Annotated in this window: 12 protein-coding genes; 2 read left to right on the top strand and 10 right to left on the bottom strand. The window is 67.9% G+C overall.

Annotated elements, in window-relative coordinates:
- Positions 1-93: 93 nt before the first annotated feature.
- Genes ACZ9AQ_RS06365 through ACZ9AQ_RS06340 form a run of 6 tightly spaced genes read right to left on the bottom strand, consistent with a single transcriptional unit; the run spans position 94 to position 6,336 of the window.
- On the bottom strand, positions 94-615 hold the full coding sequence (locus tag ACZ9AQ_RS06365) for a response regulator (protein ID WP_429201860.1): 522 nt from the start codon (positions 613-615) through the stop codon (positions 94-96).
- On the bottom strand, positions 615-1,937 hold the full coding sequence (gene nosR / locus ACZ9AQ_RS06360) for a response regulator c-di-GMP phosphodiesterase, NosR family (protein ID WP_429201862.1): 1,323 nt from the start codon (positions 1,935-1,937) through the stop codon (positions 615-617). Before nosR ends, ACZ9AQ_RS06365 begins: the two co-directional genes overlap by 1 nt.
- On the bottom strand, positions 1,934-2,884 hold the full coding sequence (locus ACZ9AQ_RS06355) for an ATP-binding protein (RefSeq protein WP_429201864.1): 951 nt from the start codon (positions 2,882-2,884) through the stop codon (positions 1,934-1,936). Before ACZ9AQ_RS06355 ends, nosR begins: the two co-directional genes overlap by 4 nt.
- Entirely contained in the window at positions 2,877-3,734 is an 858-nt protein-coding gene (locus ACZ9AQ_RS06350) for an HDOD domain-containing protein (RefSeq protein WP_429201866.1), read from the bottom strand. The genes ACZ9AQ_RS06355 and ACZ9AQ_RS06350 overlap by 8 nt, the downstream gene beginning before the upstream one ends.
- Positions 3,731-4,048 carry a hypothetical protein gene (locus ACZ9AQ_RS06345; RefSeq protein WP_429201868.1) on the bottom strand — a complete coding sequence of 106 codons (318 nt, stop codon included), beginning with the start codon at positions 4,046-4,048 and terminating at the stop codon, positions 3,731-3,733. The genes ACZ9AQ_RS06350 and ACZ9AQ_RS06345 overlap by 4 nt, the downstream gene beginning before the upstream one ends.
- Complete coding sequence (locus ACZ9AQ_RS06340; RefSeq protein WP_429201870.1) at positions 4,045-6,336, bottom strand: EAL domain-containing protein; 2,292 nt, start codon at positions 6,334-6,336, stop codon at positions 4,045-4,047. The genes ACZ9AQ_RS06345 and ACZ9AQ_RS06340 overlap by 4 nt, the downstream gene beginning before the upstream one ends.
- Before the next feature lie 326 nt (positions 6,337-6,662).
- Here ACZ9AQ_RS06340 and ACZ9AQ_RS06335 point away from each other — a divergent pair, with 326 nt between their 5' ends.
- The gene (locus ACZ9AQ_RS06335) at positions 6,663-8,372 is read left to right on the top strand and encodes a putative bifunctional diguanylate cyclase/phosphodiesterase (RefSeq protein ID WP_429201873.1); all 1,710 of its coding nucleotides are present in this window, start codon (positions 6,663-6,665) and stop codon (positions 8,370-8,372) included.
- 81 nt (positions 8,373-8,453) lie between these two features.
- Here ACZ9AQ_RS06335 and ACZ9AQ_RS06330 read toward each other — a convergent pair whose 3' ends face one another.
- Positions 8,454-10,949, bottom strand: coding sequence for a two-component system response regulator (locus ACZ9AQ_RS06330; protein WP_429201874.1), 2,496 nt, complete (start codon positions 10,947-10,949; stop codon positions 8,454-8,456).
- A gap of 79 nt (positions 10,950-11,028) precedes the next feature.
- Positions 11,029-13,257, bottom strand: coding sequence for a sensor histidine kinase (locus ACZ9AQ_RS06325; protein ID WP_429201876.1), 2,229 nt, complete (start codon positions 13,255-13,257; stop codon positions 11,029-11,031).
- 302 nt (positions 13,258-13,559) lie between these two features.
- On the opposite strand from ACZ9AQ_RS06325, the gene ACZ9AQ_RS06320 reads away from it, so the two are divergent.
- The gene (locus tag ACZ9AQ_RS06320) at positions 13,560-13,838 is read left to right on the top strand and encodes a hypothetical protein (protein WP_429201877.1); all 279 of its coding nucleotides are present in this window, start codon (positions 13,560-13,562) and stop codon (positions 13,836-13,838) included.
- 3 nt (positions 13,839-13,841) lie between these two features.
- On the opposite strand, the gene ACZ9AQ_RS06315 is transcribed toward ACZ9AQ_RS06320, so the two are convergent.
- Both ACZ9AQ_RS06315 and ACZ9AQ_RS06310 read right to left on the bottom strand, forming a co-directional pair.
- Positions 13,842-15,005, bottom strand: a complete 1,164-nt coding sequence (locus ACZ9AQ_RS06315; protein ID WP_429201879.1) for a tyrosine-type recombinase/integrase — start codon at positions 15,003-15,005, stop codon at positions 13,842-13,844.
- 96 nt (positions 15,006-15,101) lie between these two features.
- A complete protein-coding gene (locus tag ACZ9AQ_RS06310) occupies positions 15,102-15,437 on the bottom strand; it encodes a four-helix bundle copper-binding protein (RefSeq protein ID WP_429201881.1) in 336 nt (111 codons plus the stop codon).
- Between the last annotated feature and the right edge of the window lie 111 nt (positions 15,438-15,548).

Genomic DNA, 15,548 nt, shown 5'->3' with positions numbered 1-15,548 from the left:
AGCGCGTCGCCCTGTGTCACGACGCCCGCATCGTGCGGCACACTCAGCCTTGCCATCCGATCCGCCTTCGACAACACGCGCGCGCCCACCGCCTCAAAACAGCCGGACGTTGCCATGCTCATCCCAATCGACGTGCGTGATGCCCGGCTCTTCGCGCTCCAGCCGCAGCAGCTCGAGTTCGTGCGCGCTGGCCGGCGCCGGCGCGAGCGTCGCCCCGGGACGCGTGCGCATGCGCGCATCCCGGTACCTGAAGGCGGCGTGGATGGTCGCGATCAATTCGCGGCTCTCCCATGGCTTGGCGAGGTAACGGAACACTTCGGCGCGGTTCACCGCGGCCACGATATCGCTGCGCTCGGTGGAGGCGCTCAGCACGATGCGCACCGCCTCCGGCTGCAAGCCCTTGATCATCTGGAGCACGTCCGCTCCCGTCAACCCCGGCATGCGCAGATCCGAAACCACGATGTCGAAATCCTGCTCGCCGGCCCGCAACAGCGCGGCCTCCGGCTGCATGAAAGCCTCGACCTGGACGCTGTCGGTGGAGAATTCCAGGCGCAGGGCGCGCTGCAGCGCATTCAGGACGGCCTCCTCGTCGTCGAGAAGCAGTATTCGACGCATCAGGACGTCCCCGTCCGGATATGCAGCTGCAAGCTGCTTCCCGAGCGCCGCTCGAAGTCGGCAAGCTGCTTGAGCAAACGTTCGTTCAACACGTGTTCCGCCGACAGCAGCAGGGCCCCGTCCTCGGACACCAGGTCGCGGGCAAGCGTCATGCCCGGCTTGAGCTGGGCGACGCCCATCACGACGTCGGGAACCTCGTCGGTGACGTGGCGTCCCGTGCGGATGTCGTACAGCGCTTCGATGACGTCCGGGTCGTAACGCTTGCCGCGGCTCTCGGCCATCAGTCCTGCCGCCTGCCCGGCGTTCAACTGGCGCTGCACCAGATGGCCGCTCTGCAGCGCCTCGAAGTCGTAGGCGACGGCAAGGATGCGGGCGCCGACCGGGATGTCGAACCCGGCCAGCCGGTGTGGAAAACCGCTGCCGTCGAAGCGCTCCCGGTGCGCACCGACGAGGCGCGCCGTCTCGCGCAACTCTTCGAGCGGCATGAGCAGCTGCTCTCCGAGCTGGGGATACTTTCGATACTCGCCCAGGGTATCGCCCTTGAGCACGTATTCCGGAATACGCAGCAAACTGTCGGGAAACCCGGTCTTCCCGATCCCGTGCAACAGCCCCGCGATGAACACGTCCTGGGCCTCGCGCGCAGGCAACCCCATTCGCAGCGCGAGCTTGCGCGCCAGATCGGCGACACCGCGCGCATGGCCGGACATGGCCCCGCCGCGCATCTCGATCATGCTCGAGAGGATCTTGATCGACGTGAGAAAGTTGCCCTTGAGCCGGTGGTTCGAGACCAGCAAGGCCTGCTGGGCCGACTGCAATTCCAGCGTGCGCGCCCGTACCCGCTCCTCGAGCGTGGCGTTCAGTTCCAGCAGGCTGTGGTTCTGCTGCCTGGTCAGCTGTTCGAGCCGCTCCTTTTCCTGTTCGAGGCTCCTGCGCCCCAGCGCATCGCGCACGATCAGCAGGATGTCTTCTTCGTTCCAGGGCTTGGTGATATAGCGGTAGATCTCGCCGCGATTGATGGCGCCGACGATCGAGCCGAGATCGGCATAGCCGGTCAGCAGCAGCCGCATCGTGGCCGGCCAGCGTGCGCGGACACGCTCCAGGAAGTCGGTGCCGTTGCAATGCGGCATCCGCATGTCGGAGATCACCAGATCGACCGGCTCGCGCTCGAGCGCCGCCAGCCCGGCCGCGGCGCCATCGGCGCACAGGACGCGGAAATGATGCTTGCGGAACAAGCGTTGCAGGGAGGCCAGGATGTTCGGCTCGTCATCCACGCACAGGATCGTCGCGACGGCCATGGCCTCGGCCGGGGCCGCGGCGCTCACGGTCCCTCCGCGCCGGCGTCCGGGTCGCGCTCCTGCTGGATGGGCAGTTCGATCCTGAAGGTGGAACCGACGCCCGGTTCGCTCTGGACCTCGATGCGGCCGTGGTGCTTCTGGATGATGCCGTACGACAGCGACAGCCCCAGTCCGGTCCCGCTGCCGATCGGCTTGGTGGTGAAAAACGGGTCGAAGATGCGCGACTGGATTGCCTTGGGGATACCGCTGCCATTGTCGGCGATTTCGATCCATACGTTGGCGCCGTCGCAGCCGGTACGGATCGTGATGCGCCCCCGTACGCCACTGATCGCCTGGGCGCCGTTGACCACGATATTCAGGATGACCTGGTTGATCTGCGAAGGCAGGCACTCGACTTCGGGAATGGCGCCGTACTCCTTGACGATATCGGCCTTGTACTTCACCTCGTTGTTCACGATGTTCAGGGTCGAATCGATGCCATGGTGCAGATCGACCCACTGCCAGTCCTGGTGGCCGTCGACGCGCGAGAAATCCTTGAGGTCCTGGACGATCTTGCGGACCCGCTCGATCCCTTCGCGCGATTCGCTCATCAAGACGGGCACGTCTTCGACCAGGTAATCGAGCTCGACCTGCTTGCGCAAGGCGCCGATGCGCGCCTTCATCGCCGGATCCGCGATGAAGGGTTCCGCTTCTTCGTACTGGGCCAGCACCCGCAGCAGGTCGACGATGTAGGCGTCGAGCGTGCCGAAATTCGAAAACACGAAACTGATGGGATTATTGATTTCGTGAGCGACCCCGGCCGCCAGCTGTCCGATGGATGCCAGCTTTTCCGACTGCAGCAATTGCTCCTGGGCCCTCGACAGTTTCTCGTTCAGTTCGGTCAGCTCACGGTTGCGACGCAACAGCTCCGCCTCCGCGGATTCTTCGCGCGCGGCGCACTCGCCGGCGCACGTGATGTCCTTAATGTCATTCATTGTTTTTGGTACGCATCAGGAGTTGACAGGTCGCTTCGAACTGGGCCTCCGTTTCACGGCAGGCTTCTTGCAGTTGTTCGAAGCTGATGTGCAGGCTGGTCCACGTCGCATCGTGCAGCTGCGGCACGGCGGCGTGTTCGTCGGCGCCCAGGTCCAGTGCCTGGACCACCGCGTTCGCGGCATGGATCAGGCCCGGCAGGTTGGCCAGGCCCGTTCCCATCGGCCGATGGTGCTCGGCGATGGCGCTCTGGATCGCGACAGGGAATTTCCAGGCTTCGCCTAGGATACGCCCGACTTGCTGGTGGTCAATGCCCAGCACGCGCATCTCGGCATCGCTCAGGGTCGTCTGTTCGCGCGCGTAAACCGCGAGCACCTGGGCGTACTGCTCGGGGAATCCCGATGCCAGCACCAGGCGCCCGATGTCGTGCAGCAGTCCGGCGATGAAGGCGTGGTCCTGCGGCAGCCCGGCATGGCGTGCGAGGCCGCGCGCGCACAGGGCCGTTGCGATCGAGTGGCGCCAGAACTCGGCGACGTCGATCTGGCCGCCCTGCCCGGCCTCGAAGCTCTCGATCACATTGGCCGCCACCGCCAGCGCGCGGGCGGCGTCGAAACCGAGCACGACGATGGCCTGGTTGACCGTGCCCACCTTCGACGGCAGGCCGTAGAACGAGGAATTCGCCAACCGGAGCATTTTCGCCGACAGCGCCTGGTCGCGCGAAATCTTTTCCGCCAGCAGCCCGACATCGACATCCTCGCGCTCGAACGAACTGATGAGGTCGAGCACAATGGACGGCAGCGGCGGCAGGTCACGAATCCGGCGCACGACCTGGATGACATCGAGGCTGTTCATGCGAGCTCCGCCATCCGGTAAGCCTCGACCACTTGTCGCAGCAAGGCATTGGCCGACCCGGTCCCGGCATTGCGGAACAGGTACGCGATGCGGGCCTTCGCCTGCTCGCGCGCGGCGCCGAGCTGCTCCTCGGTGACGGTATCGTCCACGATCGACACGACCTCGATATCGCGCCGGCGCAATGCCTTGATGGTCGACGCGGTCAGCACCGTCGCCTTCGGGAGCAGCAGGTTGCCGGCGCGGTCGCGCAAGTCGTCGTACAGACACATGCCGTCCTGCGCAGCGTCCAGTTCCACAATTTGATAGCGTTTCATGACTGTCCACTCAGGTGTGATTCGAATCCGGTAACCGTGATCAGCCAGCCGCGCGACTGGCTGCCATGGCCCATCGGGTGCAGGCTGGCCGGGAAGACGCCGTCCTGGCCCCGGTACTCGAAGCCGAGACCGGCCCCTTCCGGCAACAGCGCGGGCAGGCAGGGAAACAAGCGGTGCAGGTCGTGGCCGAGCGGCGTGCCGTGTTCGGCGAACAGGCAGGACGCGGCGCGATTGGCCAGCACGATCGTGCCCAGGTCGTCGCTCGCGAGCACGGCGACCGGCACGTTGTTCAATACCTCGTGCGCGATGTCCAGGCTGATCGCGCCATATTCGAGTTCACGGCGTTGCCGCGCCAGCAGCGACTCGAGCCGCCGGTTGACTGCGGCCAGCTTCTGGTTGGCGGTATGCACCTGGAGTGTCAACAGGCGGTTTTCATTGGCCATCGCCCCGTAGGTGAACGCTTCCTGGACGTGGGCGCGCAGTTGCCCGTCGTCCCAGGGCTTGGTGAGGAATTTATAGATCGCGCCCGCGTTGACCGCATCGGTGACGGTCTGCAGTTCGGTGAATCCCGACAGGACGATACGCACGGTCTCTGGATAGGACTGGCGCACGGTACGCAGGAACTCGACGCCGGTCATCCCCGGCATGCGCTGGTCGGACACGATCACGTCGACCGCATGTTCGGCCAGGACGTCCAGGCCCGCCTGGCCGCTGTTCGCGGTCAGGATGCGGTAGCCGTCGCCGCGCAGCAGGCGCTTCAGGGACGACAGGATGCTCGGTTCATCGTCCACCAGCAACAGGGTCGGCTGCGCGCGGTCGAAGCGCAGCAGGCGCGCGGACAGGCCGGCGCCATCGTGCAGCATGCGCGTGAGCACCTCGCCCGCAACCGGCTCGGACACCAGGTAGCCCTGCACCTCGTCGCACATGTGGCGCGCCAGGTATTCGCACTGCGCTTCGTGTTCGACGCCGACGGCGACCACGCGCATGCCCAGGCTGTGCCCCATGACGATGACCGCATCCACGATCGCGGCCGCCTGGTCCGCTTCCGGAACGCCGTTCAGGAACGATTGATCGATCTTGAGGACGTCGATCGGCAGCCGCCGCAGCTGGGCCAGGCTGGAAGTGCCGGTCCCGAAATGGTCCAGGCACAGCCGTATTCCACGTTCCTGCAGCGCCAGCAGGAACTGCATGCTGCCGTTCATGTCATACATCAGCGCGCTTTCGGCAAGCTCGAGGTCCAGGCATTCGGGCGGCAGCCCGGTCTCCGACAAGGCCCGGTTCACCGATGCCTCGATCATTCCGGTGGAAAGCTGGCGTGTCGACAGGTTCACGGCAATGCGCAGCGCCGAAAATCCCATGGCGCGCCAGGCCGCGGCCTGGGCGCAGGCGGTGCGCAAGACCCAGTCGCCGAGCTCGCCGATCAGGCCGCAGCTTTCGGCAGCGCCGATCAGCGTGGCGGCAGGCACCTCGTCGTCTCCCCGCCTCCAGCGCACCAGCGCTTCCACGGTCGAGATCTGGCCGGTGACGAGGTCGACCTGCGGCTGGTAGTGCAGCCGCAACTCTCCGGCCGCGAATGCATCGCGCAGGGCCGCGCCCAGCTGAAACCGGTCGAGTTCGGCCTTGTCGATGCTGGTGTCGGCGTAGCGTAGCGATCCGGGGCCGCTCGCCTGGGCGCGCCGCAGGGCGCGGTCGGCGGCGCACAGCAGCGCATCCGCATCGCTGCCGTTCCCGGGAAACGACGCGATGCCGATGCAGCAGGCCGCATACACGGGGTGACCTGCGAAGTCGAGCGGCTCGGCCAGCGTGGCCGCGATGCCCTGGGCCGTTCCCGCTTCGGCGAGACATTGATCTCCTTCCAACAACACCAGGAAACGGTCGCTGCTTTCACGCGCCACCGCCACCTCGGGCCCCACCAGCGCCTCGATCCGGCGCGCCATGTCCTGCAACAGGCGCTCGCCCGCGTCCTGGCCGAACCAGGAGTTGACCCGTCGGTACAAGTCCAGGTCGACGGTCGCAACCTGCACCGGCCGGCCGGTGCCCGCGGCGCGATCCAGGGCCTGGCCCAGGCGCTGGCGGAACAGCGCATGATTGGGAAGGGCCGTGAGCGCGTCATAGCCGTGCACGCCGCATTCGAGGCGCCGCGCTCCCGGCTGCGCCGTCGCCCCGCGTTCCTTATGCGACAAGCCGGCGCCGTCCGCCCGCTCGACGGCGGCCGGCATTTGCGCATGGCCCGTGCTTGCCGGCATGTCCGCGTCGGGACCGGCAATGGGAGAGGTAGGAGCGTTCATGTCATTCGGCCTGAGCGAGTCGGAACTGCATCAGGATATAAAATAGTGACCGCAGGCAACATCGCGAAATTTGCGACAATCTGTCGCATGCCATGAAGGCAAGGCGCCTGTTCCCAGGTTGGCAGGGCACGGCGCTGCAGGGTGTCGGGCGCCGCGCAGCCTGGCGTCGCCGGCGCCGCGAACATGCGCGCCTCGGGCATCGAAGCAGGTCGGGACGCACGTGCATCACGACGTTCGTAGGTGCGGCGAATCGCGCGTAGAATGGACCTCCTGCCGCTTGGTCCGGAAGCGGCGCATGCATGACCGACCCGCGCGGAAGGTACACGATGGAACGTTATACTGATGCTCTTCCGCCATCCTGCGTGCCTGGGGCCGGCGCCAGGCAGCCCGCCCCGGCCCATCTGGGCGACATGCTCGACAGCCTGACCGACGGATTCATGTCCATCGACAGATCGTGGCGCTTTACCTATCTTAACCACACGGCTGAGCGATACCTGCAGCGCAAGCGGGAGAACCTGCTTGGACGGGACATCTGGGAGTGTTTTCCGGACCTGGTCGGCTCGGGCTACCAACACATCTACCGGCAAACGGCGGCGACGGGACGGCCCGGTCAGTACACCGGTTATTACCCGGCGCTCGGCGCCTGGTTCGAAGCGCGCTCATTTGCCCACGACGACGGCATCACGGTGCTGTTTCGCGACGTAACGCAGGAACACGAGCAAGCTGCGGAACTGGAATTTGAAGCCAGGCACGACTATCTGACCGGATTGTACAACCGGCGCGAGTGCATGGAAGTGCTGGCACGCGCCATCGCCGACGCTGGTTCCGCCGGCGCCACGCAGGGCCCCACCCTGGCGGTGCTGTTCATCGATCTCGACCATTTCAAGGAGGTCAACGACGCCTGCGGTCACGTCGCCGGCGACGGATTGCTGCGCGACTTCGCGAGCAGGCTGCGCGCGCTGCTCGATCCTGACGTGTTCGCCGCGCGCGTAGGGGGCGACAAGTTCGTTCTCCTGTTACGCAACACCACGCAAGACGCGGCGGAGGCGCTCGCGCACGCCGTGCTCGGTGAGCTGGCGCCGCCATTCGAGACATGCGGAAGGTCGATCTCCCTGTCCGCCAGCGTCGGCATTGCCTTGCTCAACGACGCGTCGGAATCCGCCGGGACGCTGCTGAGCGAGGCCGACACGGCCATGCTTGCAGCGAAGTCGTCCGGCCGGTTCCAGGTACGTGTCTACGACGAGGCGCTCGACCGTGGAATGCGGGAACGGCTCGCTCTGCGCATGGATTTGCCCGAGGCGTTTGCCGCCAACCAGTTCCAGCTGCATTTCCAGCCCAAGATCGCCATCGCCGACGCCGCGCCGATCGGCGCCGAGGCGCTGCTTCGCTGGCGTCATCCGGTGCGAGGCTTGCTGGGGCCGCAGGTGTTCCTGGACGTGTTGCTGAAGTCGCCCTACGAGGGAGTCCTGGTGGGATGGCTGCTCGACGCCGTCTGTCGGCAAATCGAGGAGTGGAAGAAGATGGAGGTGCCCATCGCGCGGATCAGCTTTAACTTGTCGCCGAGACAACTGCTGACCGTGGGCCTCGTCGACAAGATCCTCGATAGCGCGGCCGCGCACGGCGTCTCACCCGCCATGCTGGACGTGGAAGTGACCGAAGACTCGCTGGTCGGCGATATCGAGAAGGCGATGGCGGTGCTCGCGGTGCTCAGGCAAGCGGGCATCTCGACGTCGCTCGACGATTTCGGCTCCGGCTACTCCAATCTCGGCTACCTGGTGCGATTGCCGATCGACATGCTCAAGCTCGACAAGTCGTTCGTGCACGCGCTGCTCGATTCGGACAAGGCGTCGGCGGTCATCCGGGGCATTGTCGCGCTGGCCCGCTCGCTGGGTATGAAAACGATTGCCGAGGGTGTGGAGAGCCAGTCGCAGCTCGCGGAACTGCAAGGGATTGGGTGCGATCTGGTTCAGGGCAATCTGTTCAGCCGCCCGCTCGACTCGGACGCCTTTGCGCAATTCGTACTGCAGCGGCAATAGTTCCAGACACCCACTTCCAGGCGCCCACGACGCCGTCAAGCCGCGATCGTTGATGAGCGCCGGTGCGCGGGTCGAGTGGCGTCAGTGCCGGGCCGCCGCCGTCCCGTCGCGCCGGCCGGCGCCCGGCCCGGCCGCGCTGGCCAGCCAAGCCTCGAATTCGGGCGCCGGCGCAGGCCGCGCGTGCAGGTAGCCCTGCGCCATGTCGCAGCCGTGGGCGCGCAGGAAAGCCTGCTCGGCCTCGGTCTCGACCCCTTCGGCCACCACCAGCAGTCCCAGGCTGCGCGCCATGGCCAGCGCGGCCACCACCAGCCCGGCGCGCTCGGCGTCGCTGTCGACATCGGTCACCAGCGATTTGTCAACCTTGAGTTCGTCGGGCTTCAGGCGGCTGATGTAGCCCAGCGACGAGTAGCCGGTGCCGAAATCGTCGATCGCCACCAGCACCCCCAGGGCTTTCAGGGCGGCCAGCACGGCGCGGGTCTGTTCGGTATCGGCCAGCTGGGTCTGCTCGGTGATCTCGATGCACAAGTGCCCCGGCGCGAGGCCGGTTGCGCGCAGTGCCGCCTCTACCGCCGGCACCAGGCGGCCGGACTTGAACTGGGCCGCCGTCACGTTCACCCCCATGCGCAGGCCAGGCCCGCCGCCGGCGTTCCAGCGCGCGGCCTGGCGGCAGGCCTCGCCGATGGTCCAGGCGCCTATCTCCTCGCCCATCGACGATTCCTCGAGCATCGGCAGGAACAGGTCGGGCAGCAGGAGGCCCAGTTCGGGATGGTGCCAGCGCAGCAGCGCCTCGGTGGCGGCCGGGCGGCCGTCGCTGAGCGTCACGATCGGCTGATAGAATATCTCGAGCTCGTTGCGCTCGAGGGCGGTGCGCAAGCCGGCGCCCAGCCGCACCCGCATCTCCATGCGCACCGTGAGTTCGGGGCGGTAGAACTGGACGTTGTTGCGGCCCTCGCCCTTGGCCTGGTACAGGGCGCTGTCGGCGAAGCGCAGTAGCGTGCGGAAGTCCTGGGCGTCGTCGGGGAACAGGCTCACCCCCATGCTGACCGCCACGCGCACCTCGTGGCCATCGAAGTGCAGCGGGCGGCCGCATTCGAGCCGCAGCTTGTCGGTCAGCGTGATCACGTCGTGGGCGTCGGACACCTCGGACAGCACCACCACGAACTCGTCCCCGCCCAGGCGCCCGACGATGTCGATCGCGCGCACGCTGCGGGCCAGGCGGGTCGCCAGTTCCTTGAGCACCAGGTCGCCGGTCTCGTGACCATAAGTGTCGTTGATGTGCTTGAAGTAGTCCAGGTCGATGAAGACCACCGCCAGCCGGGAGCCGCGGCGGCGCGCCACGGCGAGCTCGCGCTCGACCTGCTCGCCCAGCATGGCGCGGTTGGCCACGCCAGTCAGGGCGTCGTGCTGGGCCAGGTGGGCCAGTTCGTCCTCGGCGCGCTTGCGCTCGGTGACGTCGTTCACCTGGATCAGGAAGTGCTGCGGTTCGTGGTTCACCGGCAGCAAGGTGGCCGACACCAGGGCCCACACCGTGCGGCCATCCTTCGGCCGGTAGCTGCGCTCGTACTGGACCGCGTCGCTGCGTCCGGCCAGCAGGTCTTGCTGGTACTCGCGTTCGATCGCATTGTCGCCGCTGTCGCCGAAGGCGTCCTGGGCGGCGCCCACCAGCGCCTCGGCCGGCGTGCGCAGCAGGCGGCACATGGCGCGATTGACGCGCACGAAGCGGTTGTCGCGGTCGACCAGCGCCACCCCCAACGGGGCATTGTCGAAGGCGCTGCGAAAGCGCTGCTCGCTGCGCGCCAGGCGCAGCTCGGCCGCCACCCGTTCGCGCTCGTCGTGCAGCACGATCGCCGTGCCCATCGGGCGGGCGTGATCGTCGCAGATCGCACCCGCGGAATAATCGACCGGGATGCGCTGGCCGGCGCCGGTCACCAGCGTCGCCGTCCCGCTGCGGGCGATGCAATCGTGGTGCACCAGGCCGATCGGGCCGCCGGCATCGTCTTCCAGGCGCACGACCTCGGCGGCGCTGCGTCCGCGCAAGACCTCCATGCCCAGCAAGCTTTGGGCGGCCGGGTTGACCAGGCCGACCAGGCCGTCGGCATCGGTGGCGATCACGGCGTCGCACACCCCGTGCAGCACCGCAGTGAGCCAGCGCTCATTGTCGCGCAGCGCGCGCTCGACCGCGGCCTTTCGCAGCGCGACCGCGATCCCGGCGCGCAGCTCGCGCCCCTGGAACGGCTTGGTCAGGTAACCATAGGGCATGGCGGCGGCGGCGCGGTCGACGGTCTGGTCGTCGCTGTAGGCGGTCAGGAACAGGACCGGGATCTGCAGCTCGGCGCTGATGGTGGCGGCCGCCGCGATGCCATCCATGTCGCCCCGGAGCACCACGTCCATCAGCACCAGGTCGGGCCGGTCGGCGCGCGCGCGCGCGATGGCGTCGCGGCCGTTGTCGACGCAGCCGCAGACCCGGTACCCCATGTCGCGCAACTGGCCGGCGATGTCCATGGCGACCACGGCTTCGTCCTCGACCACCAGCAGGGTCGGTGCGTCCTGCCCGGCGCCGGGAAGGGGTTGCAGCATAGCGGTTCCTGGGTCGATGGGAGCTGGTTGATGGAACTCGTTAATGGATACTGGTTAATTGGAGCTTATTCTCGGGAGCTCACTCTCGCGCCGCCAGCTCGGTGGCCGGCGCGTGCCGGGACGAGGCAGCCGCCGGGTGGCCGGCGCCGCGCCTGCCATCGCCATCGACCGGCACATGGAAGATGAGCCTGACGCAGGCGCCGTTGCGGTTCTCGAACACGAGCTTTGCGTGCAATTGCTCGCTCAGGGCAGCGACTAACCTTAGACCCAGCGTCCGGGGCGAAGTTCGATCGGTCTCGGGCGGCAGGCCGATGCCGTCGTCGTGGACCGTCAGCTGCAGCCGCTGTTCGCCGGCGGCGGCGCCTTCCCCGGGCTCCGGCGCCAGCGTCACCCGGATGGTGCCGCGCCGGCCGGCCGGGAACGCGTGCTTGAGGCTGTTCGAGACGAGCTCGTTGAGCAGCAGGCCCAGCGGCACCGCGAGGTCCAGGCCGACCTCGACCGGCGCCACCTCGAGCTCCAGGGAGATACCGCGCCGGCCGGCTCCGTAGGCGCTGGCCAGCTCGTCACACAGCACGCGCACGTAGGCGGCGAGGCAGATGGTGCCCAGGGTGCGCGCCTGGTACAGGCGCTCGTGCACCAGCGCCATGGCCCGCACCCGGTTGGCGGCCTCGACCAGGGCCCGCTTGGCGCGCCCGCCCTTGAGGGTGCGTGCCTGCAGGTTGAACAGGCTGATGATGAGCTGCAGGTTGTTCTTGACCCGGTGGTACAGTTCCTTGAGCAGGGTGTTCTTGTCTTCCAGCGCCTGGCGCAGCGCTTCCTCCTGCGCCCAGCCGGCGCTGACGTCGCGCACGGTCACGATCAGGAGCGCGCGCTCGGGCAGCGGGTTGGCCATGGCGTCGGCCGGGAAAGCCACGCCGTCCCGGCGCCGGCCGCGCAGGTGGGTGGTGCCCGCCATGCCGTTCCTGGCCGGGGCGGCGCGCATGCGCTCGTAGACCGGGACCGGCGCCCCCCCGCTGCCCACCAGCAGCACGTCCAGCGCCAGCCCTTGCAGCGCGCCGCTCGGGTAGCCGAACATGCGCTCGGCCTGGACGTTGGCGCGCGTCACCCGGCCGCCGGGGTCGACCAGGAGAATGCCGTCCGGCGTCTCTTCGAAGATCCCGAGCAGGAAGGCCTCGCTGCGCTCGACCGCGCGCTTGGCTTCGCGCAGGACCCGTTCGGCGCGCTCGGCCTCGTCGCGCTGGACGGTGCGTTCGCGCAGCAGCGCCGCGGTCTGGACCAGGGCATGGCCGACGTCCTGCGCCTCGTCCAGCGGCAACGGCGGCAGCACCACCTGTTCGCCATGGCCGAGCGCGATGGCGGGACGGACCAGCCCACGCAGCGCGGTCTCGATGCGTTTGCCGATCAGCGCCACCAGGACGGCGCCCAGCGCCAGCAAGCCGCAGCCAGCTGCCACGAACCATTCCAGCGTGCGCCACAGGTTGGCGTTGAGCACGCTGCGCTGGAGGGCGATCGCCAACGTCCAGCCCGATAGCGACGAGTGGCTGAACACGGTCACCACGCCGGCGTCATGCGGCCCGGTCTCTTCGACCGTGCCTTCCCGCCCCAGCGCGAATCCGGCCGCCAGGGCGGGACTGGCGCGCTGGCCGACCTCGGCGTGGCGGGCCCGGCTGCTCCACACGATGCGCGCCTGGCCGTCGTAGATCGTCACGGTGGACCCCGGCAGCGCCCGGTGGCGCTCCAGGATGGCGCCCAGGCGTTCGCCGAAGTACTGCATTGACAGCACGTAGCGCACCTGGCCGCCCCGCACCACCGGCACGTCGACGCTGGTCAGCAGGCGGTGGACGGTCGGCCCCACGTACAGGTCGGAAACCTGCGCCCGGCCAGTCTGGACCACCTGCCAGAGCTGGCCCACGTTGCCGTGCCGCGGCAGCGGCGTGCCGAACGGCAGGCCGGTATTGATCACCTGCTGCAGGCCGGGATCGACGGCCACCAGCACGTTGCCGGGACGGGCGTGCAGCACCTCGATGGCCTGGACACGGAAGGCGCGCAGGTCGTGGGCATCCAGGCTGGGCGAGGTGGCCAGCGCCTCGAGGGCGGCCTGCGCGCTGCTCAGTTCGCGGTCGATGGCCTGCATCAACGCCCGCGACACGTCCTGGTAGGCGCGTTCCATCCCGGCCCGCTCGCGCCCGTAGGAATGCAAGAACAGCGCAACCACCGCGATCGTGGTCGGCACGATGAAGGCGGCCAGCAGCAAGGCCAGCCATTGGCGGATGGTCGGCGCGCGGCGCGCGGGAAACGACAGGCCCATGTGCATGACCTCGGTCGGCTCCGGCCGCGGGGCGGGCCGGATCGGCCCCTACTCTAGGCCTGCGCGCGTGCGCCCGCAAGCAGGCCGGGCGTGTCGGTGGTTCTGGCAACCGCCGATATCTGGTCGAGTACTTGCCCAAGCGGCTCCGATGAAGCGGATAATCATGTCGATGGCATGCGATTGCATCGACCGTTCGCCCCTGCCAGACCCAGGGGTGCGCACGGCAGGCAGCGCGCGGTTTGCACGCGATCCCTGGCTGCGTGACAATGGGCTCACGCGAACTGATCATTCAAAGGAAGAGCATGAACATCACGGTCCAGAATACCGTCCCCGATACCGCGCGCATCACCCTGGTCGGCGAGCTGCAGGATGGCAGCTTCAAGGCGCAAGTGATGACCGAAACCGCCGTGCCTTACACGCCCTACTGGGACAACCTGCTCGAGCAACGCATCATCTACATCCAGCCCGACGATGAACAGCTGGGGTCGATCGTCACGGCGCTGAACGATCGCCGTCTGTCACTCGACGAGTTGCAGAATTACGGCAGCTCGGACGGCGGCACCTCGTCGATCCCGGTATAGCAGCTACAGGAGGCCCTTGCCATCCGCGCCGAGGATCTCGTCGTGGCGCTCCTTGTCGGTCTTGTGCAGGTAGCCGGCGGTGGTGGCGATATTGGCGTGGCCCGCGGTATCTTGCAGGGTCTTGAGCTGCACCCCGCTGTTGGCGTGGTTGGTGAGCATGCTGTGGCGTAGCCAGTGCGGCGACGCCTGGCGCAGCATGGCCGCGCTGTCGCCGTCGCCCCGGGCCGCCGCCGCGCTGGCGGCCAGCTGGAAGATCGCCTTGAGCGCCTCGGACGCCGCCTCGTCGGTCACGCGCACGTGGTCGCGCGTGCGGCTCGACAGCACCAGCGGCATGTGGTCGCCGCGGCTGGTCTGTTCCAGCAGGCCGAAGGCGCGCCGGTAGTCGCGGAAGGCCGCCAGCGTGGCCGGCGGCACCGGCAGCCGGCGCGGCTTGTTGCCTTTGCCCAGGACGTCCAGCCACCAGCGGCCGTCGCCCTCGCTGTAGATCGCGCCCATGCGCGCGCCGACGATTTCATTGAGGCGCGCGCCGGTCTGGGCGAAGGCGATCAACAGGAAGCGGTCGCGGGCGCGCTGGCGCGCCGCGGCCTCGGAATCGGCGTCGCGCGCCTCGGCCGCGGCCAGCGCATAGGCCAGCGCGGCCGGCGTCAGGTAGCGCGTGATGCGGCCGGCATGGGGCGCTCGCACATTGCGCACCAGGCGCGCCGGGTTGCGGCGCAGATAGCCGGTATGCTCGGCGAATGCGAGCAAGCCCTTGATGGCGATCATCGACTGGCGCCGGCTGGTATCGGACAGCGGGCCCGAGAACGGGCGATAGCGCGGGTCGTTGCGCGGCCACTTGGTGGCGCACACCCACTCGGGCGGCGGGTTGCGGATGAATTCCTTGTAGGCGTTCAGGTCGGCCACGTTCAGCTGCTGGAAAGTCTTGTGCGCTTCTTCGCGGCACCAGGTCAGGAAGCGGTACAGCTCTTTCTGCAGGTTGGCGATCGACTTGGGACTGAGCTCGCCATGCGAGATGTATTCGCGCGCCAGTTCGGCGTCGTTGCGGGCCGAGGTGACCGGCTCGTCGTGCACGCCGGCGAAGATCCCGGACTCCGGGCGACTCGCCGCCGCCCGGTCCGGATGTTCCGCGGGCAGTGGGTCGAGGTCGATCGGCAGGAAGGCAGGCATGGTGGCGCGATAAATGACTGTATAGATATACAGTATAGCACCACGTCTCCCGCCTCAGGAAGCGATATCGCGCAAAGCCGCATCATGCGGCGGCGGTCATGCGGCGGCGACCATGCGCCGGCATGCATCGGCGCACGCGCGGCAGGCGGCCGCGCAGGCCTGGCAATGGTCCATCGGGTGGCTGCCGCATTCCGCGGCGCAGCGGTCGCAGGCCTCGGCGCAGACGCCACACAGCGCGGCGGCGATCTCGCCACCGCGCGCCATGACCGCCGCGGCCAGGCGGCACAACTGGGCGCAATCGATGTCGAGGGCGATGCAGCGCGCCATCATGCGGACGTCGTCCTCGCCCAGGCAGGCGGCGGCGCAGCGGTCGCAGGCGTCGGCGCAGGCATTGCAGGCAGCGATGCAGCTTGCATATTCGGGGTGTTCCATGCGGGTCTCCATGCACTTATTGCGATTGCAGATACCCTAGCATCCACCGTCATGCGCGCGCGCACGTTACCTCCAGGCACGCTCATCGCTAACACATGCGCCGCTCTCCTA

This window comes from Massilia sp. UYP34, assembly GCF_056279385.1.
This window is presented reverse-complemented; position numbering and strand designations above follow the sequence as displayed.

Excerpts from the sequence above, each read along its gene's own strand:
- ACZ9AQ_RS06365 (WP_429201860.1), bottom strand. The coding sequence starts at position 615 with ATGCGTCGAATACTGCTTCTCGACGACGAGGAGGCCGTCCTGAATGCG.
- ACZ9AQ_RS06355 (WP_429201864.1), bottom strand. The coding sequence starts at position 2,884 with ATGAATGACATTAAGGACATCACGTGCGCCGGCGAGTGCGCCGCGCGC.
- ACZ9AQ_RS06350 (WP_429201866.1), bottom strand. The coding sequence starts at position 3,734 with ATGAACAGCCTCGATGTCATCCAGGTCGTGCGCCGGATTCGTGACCTG.
- ACZ9AQ_RS06345 (WP_429201868.1), bottom strand. The coding sequence starts at position 4,048 with ATGAAACGCTATCAAATTGTGGAACTGGACGCTGCGCAGGACGGCATG.
- ACZ9AQ_RS06340 (WP_429201870.1), bottom strand. The coding sequence starts at position 6,336 with ATGAACGCTCCTACCTCTCCCATTGCCGGTCCCGACGCGGACATGCCG.
- ACZ9AQ_RS06335 (WP_429201873.1), top strand. The coding sequence starts at position 6,663 with ATGGAACGTTATACTGATGCTCTTCCGCCATCCTGCGTGCCTGGGGCC.
- ACZ9AQ_RS06330 (WP_429201874.1), bottom strand. The coding sequence starts at position 10,949 with ATGCTGCAACCCCTTCCCGGCGCCGGGCAGGACGCACCGACCCTGCTG.
- ACZ9AQ_RS06325 (WP_429201876.1), bottom strand. The coding sequence starts at position 13,257 with ATGGGCCTGTCGTTTCCCGCGCGCCGCGCGCCGACCATCCGCCAATGG.
- ACZ9AQ_RS06320 (WP_429201877.1), top strand. The coding sequence starts at position 13,560 with ATGAACATCACGGTCCAGAATACCGTCCCCGATACCGCGCGCATCACC.
- ACZ9AQ_RS06315 (WP_429201879.1), bottom strand. The coding sequence starts at position 15,005 with ATGCCTGCCTTCCTGCCGATCGACCTCGACCCACTGCCCGCGGAACAT.
- ACZ9AQ_RS06310 (WP_429201881.1), bottom strand. The coding sequence starts at position 15,437 with ATGGAACACCCCGAATATGCAAGCTGCATCGCTGCCTGCAATGCCTGC.